The organism is Xanthomonas sp. NCPPB 3442 (assembly GCF_056725145.1).
Genome location: NZ_CM161514.1, coordinates 1,459,480 through 1,476,248, shown reverse-complemented (window position 1 = coordinate 1,476,248; position 16,769 = coordinate 1,459,480). Strand labels below are relative to the sequence as shown.

The 16,769-nt window shown below is 65.3% G+C and carries 10 protein-coding genes; 6 read left to right on the top strand and 4 right to left on the bottom strand.

The genetic code is table 11. The features are described 5' to 3' along the window. The first annotated feature begins 4 nt into the window (after positions 1 to 4). Positions 5 to 2,152 (top strand): phosphocholine-specific phospholipase C, encoded by a 2,148-nt coding sequence (locus AC1POX_RS06345; RefSeq protein WP_372164187.1) that lies wholly within the window; start codon positions 5 to 7, stop codon positions 2,150 to 2,152. Positions 2,153 to 2,368: 216 nt separating this feature from the next. Here AC1POX_RS06345 and AC1POX_RS06340 read toward each other — a convergent pair whose 3' ends face one another. After that, complete coding sequence (locus tag AC1POX_RS06340) at positions 2,369 to 3,316, bottom strand: alpha/beta hydrolase (protein WP_057681844.1); 948 nt, start codon at positions 3,314 to 3,316, stop codon at positions 2,369 to 2,371. A 113-nt stretch (positions 3,317 to 3,429) separates the two neighbouring features. Next, positions 3,430 to 4,323: a class A beta-lactamase gene (gene bla / locus AC1POX_RS06335; RefSeq protein ID WP_011348285.1), complete on the bottom strand. Its 894-nt coding sequence runs from the start codon at positions 4,321 to 4,323 to the stop codon at positions 3,430 to 3,432. 100 nt (positions 4,324 to 4,423) lie between these two features. On the opposite strand from bla, the gene ampR reads away from it, so the two are divergent. Continuing rightward, positions 4,424 to 5,299: a LysR family transcriptional regulator AmpR gene (gene ampR / locus AC1POX_RS06330; RefSeq protein ID WP_008578086.1), complete on the top strand. Its 876-nt coding sequence runs from the start codon at positions 4,424 to 4,426 to the stop codon at positions 5,297 to 5,299. A 15-nt stretch (positions 5,300 to 5,314) separates the two neighbouring features. On the opposite strand, the gene AC1POX_RS06325 is transcribed toward ampR, so the two are convergent. Together AC1POX_RS06325 and AC1POX_RS06320 are read right to left on the bottom strand one after the other, a co-directional pair. Continuing rightward, complete coding sequence (locus AC1POX_RS06325) at positions 5,315 to 5,815, bottom strand: YcxB family protein (RefSeq protein ID WP_039416460.1); 501 nt, start codon at positions 5,813 to 5,815, stop codon at positions 5,315 to 5,317. A 192-nt stretch (positions 5,816 to 6,007) separates the two neighbouring features. Then, complete coding sequence (locus AC1POX_RS06320; protein WP_372356879.1) at positions 6,008 to 7,924, bottom strand: ABC-F family ATP-binding cassette domain-containing protein; 1,917 nt, start codon at positions 7,922 to 7,924, stop codon at positions 6,008 to 6,010. 180 nt (positions 7,925 to 8,104) lie between these two features. On the opposite strand from AC1POX_RS06320, the gene AC1POX_RS06315 reads away from it, so the two are divergent. The 4 genes from AC1POX_RS06315 to AC1POX_RS06300 all read left to right on the top strand — a co-directional run bounded on the left by AC1POX_RS06315 (position 8,105) and on the right by AC1POX_RS06300 (position 16,739). Continuing rightward, on the top strand, positions 8,105 to 10,489 hold the full coding sequence (locus AC1POX_RS06315) for a TonB-dependent receptor plug domain-containing protein (protein ID WP_011348289.1): 2,385 nt from the start codon (positions 8,105 to 8,107) through the stop codon (positions 10,487 to 10,489). 424 nt (positions 10,490 to 10,913) lie between these two features. Beyond that, on the top strand, positions 10,914 to 11,339 hold the full coding sequence (locus AC1POX_RS06310; protein WP_008571081.1) for a VOC family protein: 426 nt from the start codon (positions 10,914 to 10,916) through the stop codon (positions 11,337 to 11,339). Between the two features lie 273 nt (positions 11,340 to 11,612). Further along, positions 11,613 to 14,000, top strand: coding sequence for a TonB-dependent receptor plug domain-containing protein (locus AC1POX_RS06305; RefSeq protein ID WP_014090819.1), 2,388 nt, complete (start codon positions 11,613 to 11,615; stop codon positions 13,998 to 14,000). Positions 14,001 to 14,339: 339 nt separating this feature from the next. Next, entirely contained in the window at positions 14,340 to 16,739 is a 2,400-nt protein-coding gene (locus AC1POX_RS06300; protein ID WP_338334218.1) for a TonB-dependent receptor plug domain-containing protein, read from the top strand. Positions 16,740 to 16,769 lie beyond the last annotated feature (30 nt).

The following is a 16,769-nucleotide window of genomic DNA, read 5'->3' as shown; positions in this document are numbered from 1 at the left end:
CCACATGATCGATCTGCCCCGACGCCGCCTGCTGCAAGCCGGCCTCACCAGCGGCGCGGCCGCGTTGCTGCCCAGCATCGCGCGCGCCGCAGCCATCGCGCCGGACCGGCGCAGCGGCACGCTGGAGGACCTTCGGCATGTGGTGATCCTGATGCAGGAAAACCGCGCGTTCGATCATTACTTCGGCGCGCTGCCCGGCGTGCGGGGTTTCGGCGACCGTTTCCCGATCCCTGCGCCCCCCTTGCCGGGCGCACCGGCGCGCACGGTGTGGCTGCAACCCAGCGAGGACGGCCGCCAGTGGTTGACGCCATTCGCGTTGGACACGGCCGCGCAGTTCGGCTTCATGCGTGTCAAGGGCACCCCGCATAGCTGGCCGGATGCACAACAGGCCTGGGACCATGGACGGCTCGGGCACTGGGCTGCCGCCAAGCACAATCATGCACTGGGCTATTACACGCGCGCGGACATTCCGTTTCAGTACGCGCTGGCCGACGCCTTCACCATCTGCGATGCGTACCACGCTGCGATCCAGACCGGCACCAATTCCAATCGCGTGTTCCTGTGGACCGGCGGCAACGATCCGCAGGCGCGCGCAGGCGGCCCGGTGATCGGCAATTCGCACGACAACTTTGCGGAACTGGGCGGCTTTGCCGAGCCGTATCGTTGGGGCACCTACGTGCAAGCCCTGCAGAACGCCGGTGTGTCCTGGCAGATCTATCAGGACATGGCAGACAACTTCACCGACAACCCGCTGGCCGGCTTTGCGGCATTTCGACAGGCGTACAGCGCCGCGCCCGGACATGATCCGCAATTGCGCGCGCGTGGCGTGAGCACGCGCGGTCTCGCGCAGTTGCGCCAGGACGTACTGGGCGGGCGCCTGCCTGCAGTGAGCTACATCATTGCCGACGCGGCCGGCAGCGAGCATCCGGATCCGTCCAGCCCCGCCCAGGGCGCGGCCTACACCGCACGCGTGCTGGATGCGCTCACTGCCGATCCGGCGGTGTGGAGTCGCACCGCCTTGCTGGTGATGTTCGACGAGAACGACGGCTTCTTCGACCATCTGCCGCCGCCCGCACCGCCGTCGCCGGATGCACACGCAACGGGCGGGTTTGCCGGCGCATCGACGCTGGCCACCGACGATGACTATCACCGCCACCCGGCGCCGGGCGAGCAGAACGTGGATCTTCCCGAGCTACGCGGGCGGCCCTATGGGCTTGGCCCGCGCGTGCCGATGTATGTGGTCTCGCCATGGAGCCGCGGCGGCTGGGTGGATTCGCAGGTGTACGACCACACCTCGGTGCTGCGCCTGCTCGAACGCCGCTTCGGCGTGCCCGCGCCGGAAATCACGCCCTGGCGGCGTGCAGTGTGCGGCGATTTGACCAATGCCTTCGATTTCCGCCAGGCCGATACGCGCGCGTTCGTCGCCGCGCTGCCGGATGTCGGTGCAACCGCTACGCGCGCGGCCGCTTTGCGCGAACACGCACTGCCGCCGTTGCCGGCCACGTTGCAGCCGCCCGAACAACCGTTCGGCGTGCGCCGCTCGCGTGGGCTGCCATATCGTCCCAGCGTGGAGCTGGCCCACCTGACCGAGCGCGGCGAAGTTAAGCTCCGCATGTCCAATGCGGGCGCGGCGGCGGTGCTGCATGTCTACGACCGCTTCGATCTAGCGGCAATTCCACGCCGCTACACAGTGGGAAGCGACGCCATCGTGGACGGCACGTGGACCACCTACGACGGCCGCTACGATCTGTGGCTGCTCGGTCCCAACGGCTTCCATCGCCATTACCGCGGCGACCTCGATGCAGCGCCGCTGCTGGCCGAGATCGCGCAGGATCCGAACGATTGCACTTGCGTGCTGCTATCGCTACGTCATAGCGGCAACACTGCCGTGCAGATTGAGCTGCAGCCAGGTGCATATACCGCCGCACAGCCGCGCGAGCGCCTGAGTCTTGCACCCGACACCACCGTGCAGCGGCGCTGGAAGGCGGCAGCAACCGGCGGCTGGTACGACCTATGGGTGCGCCACGACAGCGCGGCCCAGCATCTGGCCGGGCGCATCGAAACCGGTGCAGACAGCGTCAGCGACCCGGCCATGGGTGGGCCGGCGCGATTGCAGCAGGACATGCCTGTCTCGATCGGCGCACTCGGCTAAGCGTGGCTAACAAGACCACAGCGCTCACCGCCGGATGGGCGCGGCCGATACTCGACGCGGAATCTCCCACTCTTACACCGCAGTTTTAAGCGCGCTGCCTCAGACCCTCCTGGCGACTGTTCGCTCGGTTTTTGATGGCCGTCCCAAGTCTTGCAGCGCGGTATGCGCTGCGTACACATGGGGATGCCTGATCAGCAGGCTTGCGCACAGTCACACTCAGCGCGCGCCAGTCGCATCAAGCACGCCGATCGTGTGCAACCAGGTTTCCACCAACTGCGGCCACTGCGCGATCGGCAGCCCCTTGGCGCGCAGACCGAAGGCATGGCCACCCTGGGCGTACACATGCATTTCCACCGGCACGTCCGCCTGGTTGAGCGCGACGTAGTAGGCCAGCACCTGCGAAACGCCGTCCACGTGATCGTCCTGCGCCTGCAACAGGAAGGTCGGCGGGGTATCGGCGACGACGCGAATGTCCGGACGCAGGTCCAGATGGGTGGGATCGCGGGTGTCGTCATCCTCGTCCTCGTGCGCCCACAAATGGCCCGGATACACGGCAATGGCGAAATCCGGGCGACAGCTCACGCGATCGGCGGCATCCACCGGCAGATACGTGCGCGCTGCAAAATGCGTACTGATCGCGGCCACCAGGTGACCACCGGCAGAAAAGCCGAGCACACCGATCTTGTGCGGATCCACGGCCAACTGGTCCGCCCGCGCGCGCACCATCCCCAACGCTCGTTGGGCATCCTGCAGGGCTGTTTGCACCTTCGGATAATAGCGGCGGTCGTTGACCCAGGTCGGCCCCGAGTTCGGTACACGGTATTTCAACAGCACACAGGTGATACCGCGCGCGGTCAGCCAGTCGCAGATTTCGGTCCCTTCCAGATCCATGGCCAGGACTTGATAACCACCGCCGGGAAACACCAGCACCGCCGCGCCGGTGTTGTGAGCCTTGGGCTTGTATACCGTCATCGTCGGGCGGCTGACATCGCTGAGCTTGGTCCATGGGTAACGCCCCTCGCCGGTGCCCACCGATTCGGGCTTCGGGTGGCGCACCGCATCAGGCACCGCGCGCGGCCAAAGCGGTATTTCGACCTGACCAGGCGCTGGCTGCCAGGCGCGCGCCGGTGCGAGCCCATGCACAAGCAGCAGCGCAACTGCCATCCACCCATGACACGACCTGATTTGCACGATTGGACCTTGAAGGGTTGAAGAAACAGAAAGCACGTCGTGAACTCATGCGCGAATGACGCGCGTGAGACACCGGAGCCTTGCACTCACGCCGCGATGCTCTCGCGCACCGCGACCGCCACCGCCTTCAACGCCGCATCGCGTGCCGCGTCGTCGACCTTGGCACCGTTCAAGTACGTGGTCAGCAACAGGGGCGCGCTTCCCTTCGGTGGCCAGAGGATGGCGATGTCGTTGCGCGTGTCGGTGCCGTTGCTGCCAGTCTTGTCGCCGATCTTCCAGCCGGCCGTGAGCCCCGCACGCAGGCAATCGTCGCCGGTGCGGTTGTCGATCATCCAGTCGGTCAGCTGCTTGCGCGAGGCTGGATGCAGCGCGTCGCCAAGCAGCAGCGTGCGCAGCGTGGCGGCCATTGCCGCAGGCGTGGTGGTGTCGCGGGGGTCGTCGTCGGCGAACCGGTTCATCTGCGGCTCGTAGCGGTCGGTGCGGGTCTGGGCATCGCCGATACCGCGCAGGAACGCAGTCACACCGGCCGGTTCGCCGACCAGCGGGAACAGCAGATTGGCGGCCGGGTTGTCGCTATAAATCATCGTGGCCCGACAGAGCTCGCCAACACTGAGCGAACCGCCGACATGGCGTTCGGTCACCGGGGCATGCTCCAGCATGTCGGAGGCACGGATCCTGACCTGCTGCGCCAGCGTCAGCTTGCCCTGGTCCACCCGCCGCAGCACCGCGGCAGCCAATACAAATTTGAAGGTGCTGCACATTGGAAAGCGCTCGTCCTCGCGCTGCCCGAGGCGCTTGCCGGTGGCGCTGTCGAGCAGGCAGATGCCCAGCCGGCCTCCGGTGCCACGTTCGATCTGCGCCCACTGTGCCCGCAGCATGTCGTCCACGTTTACCGCGGGGGTGAGTGCCCATGCGGGTCTGGACGCTGCAAGCAGCACGCCAGCGCCGGTTGCGTGCAGGAACTGTCGCCGATTCAACATGCGGTTGCCTCCTTGAGAGAGCCCGCAGTATCGATGCGCAGGATGCAGCCGACCATCGCGATGTTTCGATCTCAGGCATGAATTGAACTAATCTCTACCCATGCCCCGCCCCCGCCTGCCGCTCAATGCCCTGCGCGCGTTCGAAGCCGCCGCGCGCCATCAGAATCTGACCCGCGCGGCCAATGAGCTATGCGTCAGCCAGGCCGCGCTGAGTCACCAGATCAAGGCGCTGGAGCAGCAGTTGGGCACCAGCCTGTTTCACCGCCTGCCGCGCGGTGTAGCGCTGACCGACGAAGGCGCCGCGCTGGCGCCGGTGCTCGGCGAGGCCTTCGACCGCATCGCCGCCACCTTGGAACGCTTTGCCGATGGCCGTTACCGCGAGGTGCTCAGCGTGGGCGTGGTCGGCACCTTCGCCACCGGCTGGCTGTTGCCACGGCTGGCGGCATTTCATGCAACGCACGCGGATATCGAACTGCGCCTGTCCACCCACAACAACCGCGTCGACCTGGCCGGAGAGGGCCTGGATCTGGCCATCCGCTTCGGCGATGGCGATTGGCAGGGCCAGGTTGCCGAAGCCGTGATGGAAGCGCCCTTCGCGCCGGTGTGCGCGCCGGCAATGGCGCGCGGCTTGCGCGTGCCGGAGGATCTGGCGCGTGTGCCGCTATTGCGCTCGTATCGCCTGGATGAGTGGCCGCAGTGGTTCCGCGCGGCGCGTGCGACGGAGGTGCCTGCGCGCGGCAGCATGTTCGATTCGTCGCTTACCCTGGCCAGCGCAGCGGCAGCCGGCGCCGGCGTGGCGTTGTTGCCGTTGCCGATGTTTCGCCAGGACCTGGATGCCGGGCGCCTGGTCTGCCCGTTCCCGATCACCATCGACGCCGGGCGCTACTGGCTGACGCGGCTACGGTCGCGGCCGCAAAGCGATGCCGGGCGCCGGTTGCGCGATTGGCTATTGGCCCAACAGCACGTCAGCAGCTGAGCAGCGCTGCCACTCTCAGAGCGCCTTGGATGTCTTTCCCACCCGCAAGGCCAACTGGCGAAACGCCTCGAACTGCGCCCTGTCGGCGAACCAGTGCGGGCAGAACAGCTCGAACAGCCGATCGTTGTGGTACAGCAGCAGCACCCGGTCGTTCTCGCGGACGCGGATGTAATCGGTCCAGGGCCGGCGGAAATGCCCGTCCGCCCAGGTGACTTCCAGACCGTTTTCGTCCCACGCATAGGTGTAGGTATGCCGCAGCGAGGCCTGCTGCGCATGCAGGCGTTTGATCCGCCGCGGCAGGCCCCACACGTGCAACGCCACCAGGCCGAGCAACCCACCGCCACCGCCGCCGATCAGCACCGGGCCGATAATCTCGCTCGCGCCGCTCAGGTGCAGCAGCCCCGCTCCGATCAACAGCAGGACTGCCAGAAACACGAGCAGGCGTTTCGCATCGTGACGCGCATGCAAGCGCTGCGCGGCCAGATGGTCTTCCAGACTGATGGTGACGCTGATCATGCGCGCGACATCCGTGTGTGGCTCAACGCGCAGCGTAACCCACGCGCTTTCATCGTGGCCAACACGACGCAGCGCGCAGGCAGCCGCTAGGTGTAGACCAGGCGCGGCAACGGCGATGTACGCCTGGTACATCTCGCAACGACCATCTGACACGCCATCGTACGGTTGCGCAGGCGTTTTTGTCAGTGACGCTTACGCACCGTCGATCAATTCCATCCACGCTGCCTCGGCTGCAGCCAGTTGCTGCGCGGTTGCTTCGCGGTCGCGTCCGAGCACCGCCATCTTTTCGCTGTCGGCGTAGTTGCCGGGATTGGCCAGCTCGCGATCCAGCGCAGCGAGCGCCGCTTCCAGCTCGCCGACGCGCTTTTCGGCACTGGCCAGCTTATGCGGGTTGACGGCTTTTTTCGGCGGCAGCGGCTTGGTCGGCGGTGGCGGGGTCGGCGCCGCCTCGGCCATCTTCTGCTTGGTCCCCTGCGCAGCCGGGCGGCTCCGCAACCAGGCGGCGTATTCGTCCAGGTCGCCGGCGAACGGCTCGACCACGCCATCGGCCACGCGCCAGAAACTGTCGCAGACCAGGCCGATCAGATGGCGATCGTGCGAGACCATCACGATGGCGCCTTCGAAATCGCTCAGCGCCTCGGCCAGCGCTTCGCGCATTTCCAGGTCCAAGTGGTTGGTCGGTTCGTCCAGCAGCAGCACGTTCGGCTGCTGCCAGGCGATCAACGCCAGCGCCAGGCGCGCGCGCTCGCCGCCGGAGAAACCATCCACCACTTCGAAGGCGCGGTCGCCGGCAAAATTCCATTTCCCCAAAAAGTCGCGGAACGCCTGGTTGGAACCATCCGGCGACAACTCGCGGAAATGGTCCATCGGCGACTGGCCTTCGTGCAGCGACTCCACCGTGTGCTGGGCGAAGTAGCCGATGCGCAAATCCGGATGTGCGCTGCGCTCGCCTGCCAGCGGCGCCAGTTCGCCCACCAAGGTCTTGACCAGGGTGGACTTACCCGCGCCATTGGGCCCAAGCAAACCAATCCGGTCACCCGCCTCTAGCCCGAATCCAACATCATGCAGCACGGTAATGGCATCGCTGGAACCACGCTTTTGCGATTCCCCATTCCCGATTCCCGATTCCCGCGGCACAGCGGCATAGCCGGCTTCCACGTGATTGAGCCGGATCAGCGAGAACGGCAGCCGGCTGGGCTGCGCGAACTGGATGCGGAACTCGCGCTCGGCGCGCACCGCCTCGGTGCCGGCCATCTTGGCCAGCCGCTTCATGCGGCTCTGCGCCTGGGTCGCCTTGCTGGCCTGCGCCTTGAAGCGGTCGATGAAGCTCTGCAGATGCGCGCGCTCGGCCTGTTCCTTCTCGTGCGCGATCTGCTGCTGGCGCAAATGCTCGATGCGCTGGCGTTCGAAATCGGTGTAGCCGCCGACGTACAGCTTGGCGGTGCCGCCGTGCAGGTGGAGGGTGTGGGTGGCCACGTTGTCGAGAAATTCGCGGTCGTGCGAAATCAGCAGCAGCGTGCCCGGGTACTTGAGCAACCACTGCTCCAGCCACAGCACCGCATCCATGTCCAGGTGGTTGGTCGGCTCGTCGAGCAGCAGCAGGTCGCTGGGCATCATCAGCGCGCGCGCCAGATTCAGCCGCACCCGCCAGCCGCCGGAGAACGACGACACCGCGCGATGGTGCGTGTCGGCCGGGAAGCCCAGGCCGTGCAGCAACTTGCCGGCGCGCGCTTCGGCGTCGTAGGCGCCGATCTCGGCCATCTTCTGGTGTGCATTGGCCACTGCCTCCCAGTCCTCGCGCGCGGTAGCTGCGGCTTCTTCCTGCAGTACCGCAGACACCTCGATGTCCCCGCCCAGTACGAACGACAGCGCCGGGTCGGGCAGCGAGGGAGTTTCCTGCGACACGCTGGCCGTGCGCACCTTGCCGGGCAGATCGACATCGCCCTTGTCGGCTTCCAGCTCGCCCTTCACCGCAGCGAACAGGCTGGACTTGCCGGTGCCGTTACGGCCCACCACACCGACGCGGTAGCCGGCGTGCATGGTCAGGTCGACGTTGGAGAGCAGCAGACGCTCGCCGCGTCGCATCGAGAAGTTACGCAGGGAAATCATTGATGGACAGTCCGATAGAACGAAAAGGAATGAGCAGATGAGCAGCATTCCTGCGACGCCATTCTAGCGTTAACGAATAATTAGCGCCTTCAGCGTGGCCGCCGTCTTGTTCGCCCTCCCGCGACCGCCGCCTGCCTAGCCTTGCCTGGTCCTGCCTGGACCCACGTTTTCGGAGTTGTCATGAACGCCCCCCTTTCCGCGCTTGCGACCGCCGTGGTCGCTGCACTGCTTGCTTCACCCGCCCTGGCCCAGACCGCCGCCCCGGCGACCGCCCCGGCCAACACCCTGGATACGGTCATCGTCACCGGTACCCGCGTATCGGACCGCACCGTGGCCGAGTCGCAGTCGCCGATCGACATCATCAGCGCCGAATCGCTGCAAGCCACCGGCACCCCGGAACTGGCCACCGCACTGGCGCGCGCCCTGCCATCGCTGAACTTCCCGCGCCCTGCCCTGAGCGACGGCACCAGCGCGATCCGTCCCGCGCAGCTGCGCGGCCTGTCGCCGGATCAGGTGCTGGTGCTGGTCAATGGCAAGCGCCGCCACACCTCCTCGCTGCTCAACCTCAACGGCACCATCGGTCGTGGCGCGGCGGCGGTGGATCTGAACACCATCCCGGTCGCGGCCATCGCGCGGGTGGAAGTGCTGCGCGACGGCGCCTCGGCGCAGTACGGCTCCGACGCCATTGCCGGCGTGGTCAACATCGTGCTCAAGGGCGCAGAAAAGGGCGGCAGCCTGCAAGCCGGCTTCGGCCAGTATTCGGCTGGCGACGGCAACAACTACGAGCTCTCCGGCGACACCGGCGTGGCCTATGGCGGCGATCGCGGCTGGCTGCACGTGGCCGCCCAGCTCAACCAGCAGGACCCGACCGACCGTGCACGCGCCTACGCCGGCGCGCCCAGCGTCTCGCAGCCGGCAGTCGGCCAGAAGGCGTTCAAGATCGGCGACCCGGAGGTCAATGCGCAGGCGGTCTCGGCCAATACCGAATTCGCCTTCAGCGACAGCATCACCGGCTATGCGTTCGCCACCGCCAGTAACCGCGACATCACCTCGTTCGCGTTCTTCCGCGCGCCGGGCAGCAGCCAGAACATCCTGTCGGTGTATCCGCAGGGCTTCCTGCCGGAAATCCAGACTTACGCCAAGGACCGTTCGCTGGTGGCCGGCGTGCGCGGCTCCACTGCCAGCGGTTGGGACTGGGACGCCAGCTACAACTACGGCTACAACCGCATCGATTTCCACACCCGCAATACGCTCAACGTCAGCCTGGGGCCGACCTCGCCCACGGCGTTCTACGACGGCGCGCTGGAAACTACGCAGAACATCGTCAACCTGGACGTCAAGCGCGGCTTCGATTGGGGCCTGGCGTATCCGGTGACGGTGGCCTTCGGCGCCGAATACCGCAACGAAAAGTGGAACCAGTCGCCGGGCGAAGTGGGCTCGTATTTCCAGGCCGGCACGCTGGCCGGTGGCGCGCAGGGATTCGGCGGCTTCGCTCCTAGCGTGTCGGGCCGCTACTCGCGCGACAGCTACGCGTTGTACGCCGACATCGAAGCCGACTTCACCGACAAGTTCTCTGCCGGCCTGGCCGGCCGCTACGAGGACTACAGCGATTTCGGCAGCCAGGCCTCGGGCAAGTTCTCCGCGCGCTATGCGTTCACCGACAGGATCGCATTGCGCGGCACGGTGTCCTCGGGCTTCCGCGCGCCGTCGCTGGCGCAGCAGTATTTCCAGTCCACCAGCACCACCTTCCTGGCCGGCAACCCGAACCCGTTCGAGATTCGCACCTTCCCCGCCGACAGCACCGTGGCGCGCGCGCTCGGCGCCGAGCCGCTGGATGCGGAAACCTCGCTGTCCTACAGCCTGGGCCTTGTGCTGCAGCCCACTGATGCGCTCTACCTCACCGTGGATGCGTACCAGATCGATGTGGACGACCGTATCGTGCTGTCGTCCAACCTGACCGGCGCGGGCGTGCGCAGTCTGTTGGAGTCGCAGGGCATCTTCGGCATCAATGGCGGGCGTTACTTCACCAATGCGGTGGATACGCGTACGCGCGGCGTGGACGTGGTGGGCAGCTACCGCTGGCAGCTGGCCGCCAGCAGCGTGGACCTGACTGCCGGGTATAACTATTCGGAAACCGAAGTGCGCAGCGTGGCCGCCAACCCGGCCGCGTTGTCGGCCAACGGGCTGAGCCTGGAGCGCATCGACCGCACCGAGCGTGGCCGCATCGAAGCAGGCTTCCCGCGCGACAAGTTCCTGATCAACGGCAGCTGGAACTCCGAACACTGGACGCTGGCCCTGGGGGCCACGCGCTATGGCAAGTACAGCACCCGCCCAGCGGACGCGAGCAACGACCAGACCTTCGGCGCCAAGTGGGTGGTGGATGCATCGGCCAGCTACAAGATCGATCGCTGGACGCTGACGCTGGGCGCAGACAATGTGCTGGATCAATACCCGGACGAAAACAACTTCGCCAATTCCACCAGCGGACAATTCCCGTACAGCAATCTGTCGCCGTTCGGCTTCAATGGTGCGTACGTGTATGGGCGCATCAACTACCGCTGGTAAGCGCTGCGCTTGAGCAGCCGAGGTTGTCTTTGTGATCGTGAGGCGGGCGATGCGATCGGCCATCTCGCGATCAGCGCGAGACATTGCTGTGATCGGCAAATGCAACGTCGCTGCATGCATGGCGTGTCGCCATTGCATCCTTCGACATCGAGAGTCGACCACGCGCCCCGGCCAGCCTGGGGCGTGTGCGCATCTGCCTAAGGTCTTTTTGGAACGGCACACAAACTCGCTGCCGGCACCAGGCGGACGCAGCCGCGGCATCGACTCTGTGTGCACTGCGGTTGGTGTCGCCGTCGGCGCGCACCTGACGGACTACGCGCGACGCGTTGGTCGCCACTGTGCGCACCGTATCGCTGCGAGGTGAAGACCTGCCGGCAGCTGCGGTGGTATCAACGGTGCTCCCGTCATTGCCGGAGCACGCTCCATGGAAACATCGCAGCTGTCGCGCGGACGCTTGATCGACCATCTGCACCTGGTGGTGCAGGACCTGCCGGCCAGCCGGCGCTTCTACCAGGCCGTGCTGGACGTTCTTGGGATTCCGGTCGGCGGCGAAGGCGATGGGTTCTTCTGGGCCGACGAATTATTCGTTTCCGACCGCGACACGGTGGCACAGGGCGTGCTCACCGGCCGCCACCACCTGGCATTTCAGGCACGCGATGTGGCAATGGTGCATGCCTTCCATCAAGCGGCGCTCGCCCATGGTGGTCGCGACAATGGTGCGCCCGGCCTGCGCCCCTATCACCCGCAGTACTACGCCGCGTTCGTGCTCGATCCGGACGGCAACAACATCGAAGCGGTCTTCCATGGTGTTGCGCAACGCAGTGCTGATGCGGTGCAGATCACATTCTGATGCACAAGTTTCATAACTGGTATTGCCGTCCACTATGGTGCAAGCGAGCGCCTGCCCCAGCAGGTCTGGTGCAGGCGTCGCATCACTTTGGTGCACGATGACAACGTTGCCAGTAGCACGTCAGAGATGACAGTTGCTTGCGCAACGTAACCAAAATTTGACATGCGGTTACGCGTGGTTAATGGTTGAGAACGCACCGCAGCTGCCGCGATGGACGCGGCCCGGGAGGGGGCCCCTGCGATGCATCCGTTCCCCACTCGGAGTTGTCACCGCATGAATTGCAAGACCAGTCCACTCGCAGTCGCCGTTGTTCTTGCACTGTCGTTTTCCGCTTCAACCGCGTCTGCGCAATCGCAGGCGCCGGCCCAGAAAACACTGGACACCCTGATCGTGACCGGCACGCGTGTGGCCGATCGCACGGTCGCCGAATCGGCATCGCCGATCGACATCATCTCGCCGCAGGCACTGGAATCGACCGGCACCACCGAATTGGCGACCGCGCTCTCACGCGCGATTCCCTCGCTCAATTTTCCGCGCCCGGCCATCTCCGACGGCTCCGACGCGGTGCGCCCGGCACAGCTGCGCGGCCTGTCGCCCGATCAGGTGCTGGTGCTGGTCAACGGCAAGCGCTATCACAGCACGGCGTTGATCAATCTCAACGATACCCAGGGGCGTGGCTCTTCGCCGGCAGACCTCAACACCATCCCGATCGCCGCGGTGGAGCGCATCGAAGTGCTGCGCGATGGTGCGTCTGCGCAATACGGCTCGGACGCCATCGCCGGCGTGATCAATGTCGTGCTCAAGGGCAGCGGCGAAGGCGGCAGCATCAATGGCCGCTACGGCAAGTACAGCGCTGGCGACGGCGAGCAGTACCAACTGTCCGGCGATGCCGGTTTCAGCTTCGCCGGTACCGGCAAGGTGCACCTGGCCGCACAGGCCGGGCACTCGGATCAGACCAACCGCGCGTTGCCGTTCCAGGGCCGTGTGGAGCAGCGTTACGGCGACCCCGACATCGATCAGGGCGCGCTCTCGTTCAACGGCGAATACAGCCCCACCGATTACCTCACGTTCTATTCGTTCGGCATGGTGAGCCGGCGCGAAGTGCTGTCCAACGGCTATTTCCGCTTTGCCGGTGATAATCGCAACCGCCCGGAGATCTATCCGGACGGCTTCCTGCCGCAGATCTACAACGTCAGCAAGGACGTGTCGTGGGTGGGCGGCTTGAAGACCTCCACCGAAGGTGGCTTGAACATCGATCTGAGCTACAACTACGGCCAGAACAATCTCACCTTCGATGTGCGCAACAGCTTGAACAACAGCTTGGGGCTGGCCAGCCCGACCGACTTCCACGCCGGTACGCTGGAAGTGACGCAGAACGTGCTCAATGCCGATTTCACCAAGACGCTGGATTGGGGCCTGGCCTATCCGGTGACGCTGGCCTTCGGTGCTGAATGGCGCGGCGAGAAATTCAACGAATCGCCTGGCGATGCGGCTTCCTCGGCCAACGGCGGTATTCCCTCGGCCAACGGGTCGTTGATTCCCGGCGCGCAGGTGTTTCCGGGCTTCAAGCCCTCCGATGCCGGTTACTACAACCGCAACAGTCATTCGTTCTACGCCGACCTGGAAACCGATTTGACCGAGAAGTTCTCGGCCGGGCTGGCCGGGCGCTACGAGAAGTACAGCGATTTCGGCGACACCGCCACCGGCAAGCTGTCGCTGCGCTATGCCTTTACCGACAAGGTGGCGGTGCGTGCGACTGCATCCACCGGCTTCCGCGCGCCGTCGCTGCAGCAGCAGAACTTCCAGTCGATCGCCACCCAGTTCCTCAACGTGGCGCAGCCCAACGGCACGGTGACCGCGATTCCGTTCGAGATCGGCACCTTCCGTACCGACAACCCTGCCGCGATCGCGCTCGGTGCCGAACCGCTCAAGGCCGAAGAGTCCAAGAATTACGGCTTGGGCGTGGTGCTGCAGCCGGTGGAGAATCTGTACATCACGGTGGATGCGTATCGCATCGATATCGACGACCGCATCGTGCTGTCTGAAAACCTCACCTCGACTGCGGTCCGCAACTACCTGCAGGCCAATGGTTTCCCGGGCATCGGTGGCGGGCGTTACTTCACCAATGCGGTAGACACCAAGACGCAAGGCGTCGATGCGGTCGGCACCTATCGCTGGAACCTGGATGGCGGCAGCGCAGAGCTGACCTCCGGCTACAACTACAACAAGACCGAAATCAAACGCATCGCCGATAACCCGGCAGCGCTGATGGCGATCGATCCGAGTGCGGTGCGCATCGGTCGCGCCGAAATCGGCCGTATCACCGAAGGCACGCCGCGCGACAAGTTCTTCCTTGGCGGGACCTGGTCGCCGGGCAACTGGTCGTTCACCGGCACCGCCACGCGCTGGGGCGAGTTCAGTACGTTCGGCACCAACGCCGGCAGCGACCAGACCTACGCGGCCAAGTGGACGCTGGATCTGGCCGCGTCCTACAAGTTGGGCGCGTGGAATTTCACCATCGGTGGCGACAACGTGCTCAACGAATATCCTGACCGCCAGCAAGCCGGCTTGGGCACGCGCACCTACCTGCCCTACAGCAGCGCCTCGCCGTTCGGTTTCAACGGCGCGCTGGTCTATGCAAACGTGAACTACAAGTGGTAACTCCCAAATGCCGGTCGGTCACGGCCGGCATTTGAGTCGCGCGGCACTGCATGTCTGACGTGTCGCCGACGTCACCGTCCCTGGCCACCCTCGCACACATGAGGTGGCCAGGTTAGACGCTTTCCGCTGCACGTTGCACCGCTTCAGCAAGGATGCGCGCAGCAAAGCGCGCAAGGCGCCACACCGCGCATTGCCGGTTGCTGCACTCGTGCGCACTGCTCCGTCCTGCGGACGCATGCGGCGCGCAGGCATGGCCGATTACCCGTTCGCAGTTGCATTCCCCCGGTATTTACGGTGCTTCGTCGCTACGTCCATCACTCCTTTCGAGCCTTGACTCCCATGCACAACTCCAACGCACTCTCGCTGGCGATTTCAGTCGCACTCACCGTCTGTTCCTTCGCTGCCAGTGCGCAGTCGCAATCGACCCAGCCGCAGAAAACCCTCGACACCCTGATCGTCACCGGTACGCGCGTCAGCGACAGGACCGTGGCCGAATCCGAATCGCCGATCGACATCATCTCCGAGGAGTCCCTGCAGGCCACCGGCGCCACCGATGTCGCCACCGCGCTCGGCAAGCTGTTGCCGTCGCTGAACTTCCCGCGCCCGGCCATCGCCGACGGCAACGACGCCGCCCGTCCCGCCACGCTGCGCGGGCTGTCGCCGGACAACGTGCTGGTGCTGGTCGACGGCAAGCGCTATCACACCTCCTCGCTGGTGAACTACAACCCCTATGTCGGTCGTGGTTCAGCGCCGGCCGATCTCAACTCGCTGCCGATGTCGGCGATCGCCCGCATCGAGGTGCTGCGCGATGGCGCGTCGGCGCAATACGGCTCCGACGCGATCGCCGGCGTGGTCAACATCGTGCTCAAGCATGGCGCCGCGGCCGGCAGCAACACCATTTCGGTCAATGGCGGCATCATGGACAAGGGCGACGGCGCACAGAACGGCGTCGACGGCTCGGTCGGCCTGCCGTTCGGCGCCACCAGCGGCGACACCGCGCCTGGCTGGGTGCGGCTGTCGTGGAATTACCAGAATTCGATGGACACCAACCGCAGCGAGAACACCAATCGCGCCACCACGCTTGCCGGCGCCGCCAATCCCAGCGGCGTGCCCTACCAGCGCCATGGCGATCCGGATGCCAGGTTCTACCAGGGCCTGGTCGCGTTCGGTTATGACTTCACGCCCAACGTCGAGCTGTATGGCCATCTGAGCCTCAGCCGCCGCGAAGTGACCTCCAACGGCTACTACCGTGCCTACGACAACACCGACCGCAACGTGCAGGCGGTGTATCCCAACGGCTTCCTGCCGCAGATCTACAACCCGATCAACGACCGCTCGGCGGTGCTCGGCGTCAAGGGCACCACGGCCAGCGACTGGCATTGGGACGTGTCGGCCACCTATGGCAAGAACGACATGACCTTCAACATCCTCAACAGCATCAACACCAATCTGTACTGGAGCACGGGCAGCTCGCCGACGAACTTCAATTCCGGTGGTTTCGAAACCGAACAAGGCACGCTCAACGCCGACTTCAACAAGTCCTTCGATTGGGGCCTGGCCTATCCGGTCAATCTGGCCTTCGGTGTGGAACATCGCCAGGACCGCTACGAGATCGTCGCCGGCTCGCCGGCGTCGTATTTCTTCGACCCCGACACCATCAACCCGGAGACCGGAACCCCGTACCCCGGCGGTGCGCAGGTGTTCTCCGGTCTGGAGCCCTCGGTAGCGGGCAAGTTCGGCCGTCACAGCAACGCGGCCTACGCAGCGCTGGAAGCGGACCTGACCGACAAGCTGTCCGGTGGCATCGCCGGGCGTTACGAGAACTACAGCGATGCCGGTTCCACCCGCTCGGGCAAGCTGTCGGCACGCTATGCATTCACCGATACGTTCTCCATGCGTGCCACGGTTTCCAACGGCTTCCGTGCGCCCTCGCTGGCGCAGCAGAACTACGCCTCGGTGGTGACCCTGCCGCAGGACGGGCAGCTGATCCAGGTCGGCACCTATCGCACTTCCGACACGATCGCCGTGCAGCTGGGCGCGCGTCCGCTGAGCCCGGAAAAGTCCACCAACTACGGGATCGGCAGCGTCTGGCAGCCGACCGCCAACTTCACCTCGACGCTGGACGTGTACCAGATCCGCATCTGGGACCAGATCCTGTATTCGGACCAGATCCAGCTCGCCCAGCCGATCGGCCAGGTGGGTGCGGTGCAATTCTTCGTCAACGGCGCCACCAGCCGCACGCGCGGCGTCGACTGGGTGAACAGCTATCGGGCCGATCTCGGTGCCGGCGGCAGCCTCAACCTGAGCGCCAGCGCCAATTACAACAAGACCAAGATCCTGGAGCTGTCCAATCCGAACTTCGGACGTGCCAGCCAGGGCCTGTTGACCGAATCCACGCCACGCACCAAGTACATGCTGGCAGCGGACTGGACCTTGGGCGGCTTCTCGCTCAACGGCAATGCCACCCGCTATGGCGCGATCAAGCGCATCGGCGATCCGGCCGACGGCAGCCAGGACCAGACCTATTCGGCGCGCTGGATCCTCAATCTGGCGGCCAACTACACCTGGCAGGCGCTGACCTTCACCGTGGGTGCCGACAACGTCACCAACCAGTATCCGACCAAGGCACAGCTGACCACCGGCTACGACGATCGCGCCAGCGGTCTGCAGTATTCCTCGTTGTCGCCGTTCGGCTTCAACGGTCGCTACTGGTACGGCCGGGTGACATACCGCTTCTGATCGGCCGGCTCGAGCGAACCTGCCGATCCG

Coding starts and splice junctions, on each gene's coding strand:
- bla (WP_011348285.1), bottom strand. CDS start 4,323: ATGTTGAATCGGCGACAGTTCCTGCACGCAACCGGCGCTGGCGTGCTG.
- AC1POX_RS06305 (WP_014090819.1), top strand. CDS start 11,613: ATGAATTGCAAGACCAGTCCACTCGCAGTCGCCGTTGTTCTTGCACTG.
- AC1POX_RS06340 (WP_057681844.1), bottom strand. CDS start 3,316: ATGGCAGTTGCGCTGCTGCTTGTGCATGGGCTCGCACCGGCGCGCGCC.
- AC1POX_RS06345 (WP_372164187.1), top strand. CDS start 5: ATGATCGATCTGCCCCGACGCCGCCTGCTGCAAGCCGGCCTCACCAGC.
- AC1POX_RS06325 (WP_039416460.1), bottom strand. CDS start 5,815: ATGATCAGCGTCACCATCAGTCTGGAAGACCATCTGGCCGCGCAGCGC.
- ampR (WP_008578086.1), top strand. CDS start 4,424: ATGCCCCGCCCCCGCCTGCCGCTCAATGCCCTGCGCGCGTTCGAAGCC.
- AC1POX_RS06300 (WP_338334218.1), top strand. CDS start 14,340: ATGCACAACTCCAACGCACTCTCGCTGGCGATTTCAGTCGCACTCACC.
- AC1POX_RS06320 (WP_372356879.1), bottom strand. CDS start 7,924: ATGATTTCCCTGCGTAACTTCTCGATGCGACGCGGCGAGCGTCTGCTG.
- AC1POX_RS06315 (WP_011348289.1), top strand. CDS start 8,105: ATGAACGCCCCCCTTTCCGCGCTTGCGACCGCCGTGGTCGCTGCACTG.
- AC1POX_RS06310 (WP_008571081.1), top strand. CDS start 10,914: ATGGAAACATCGCAGCTGTCGCGCGGACGCTTGATCGACCATCTGCAC.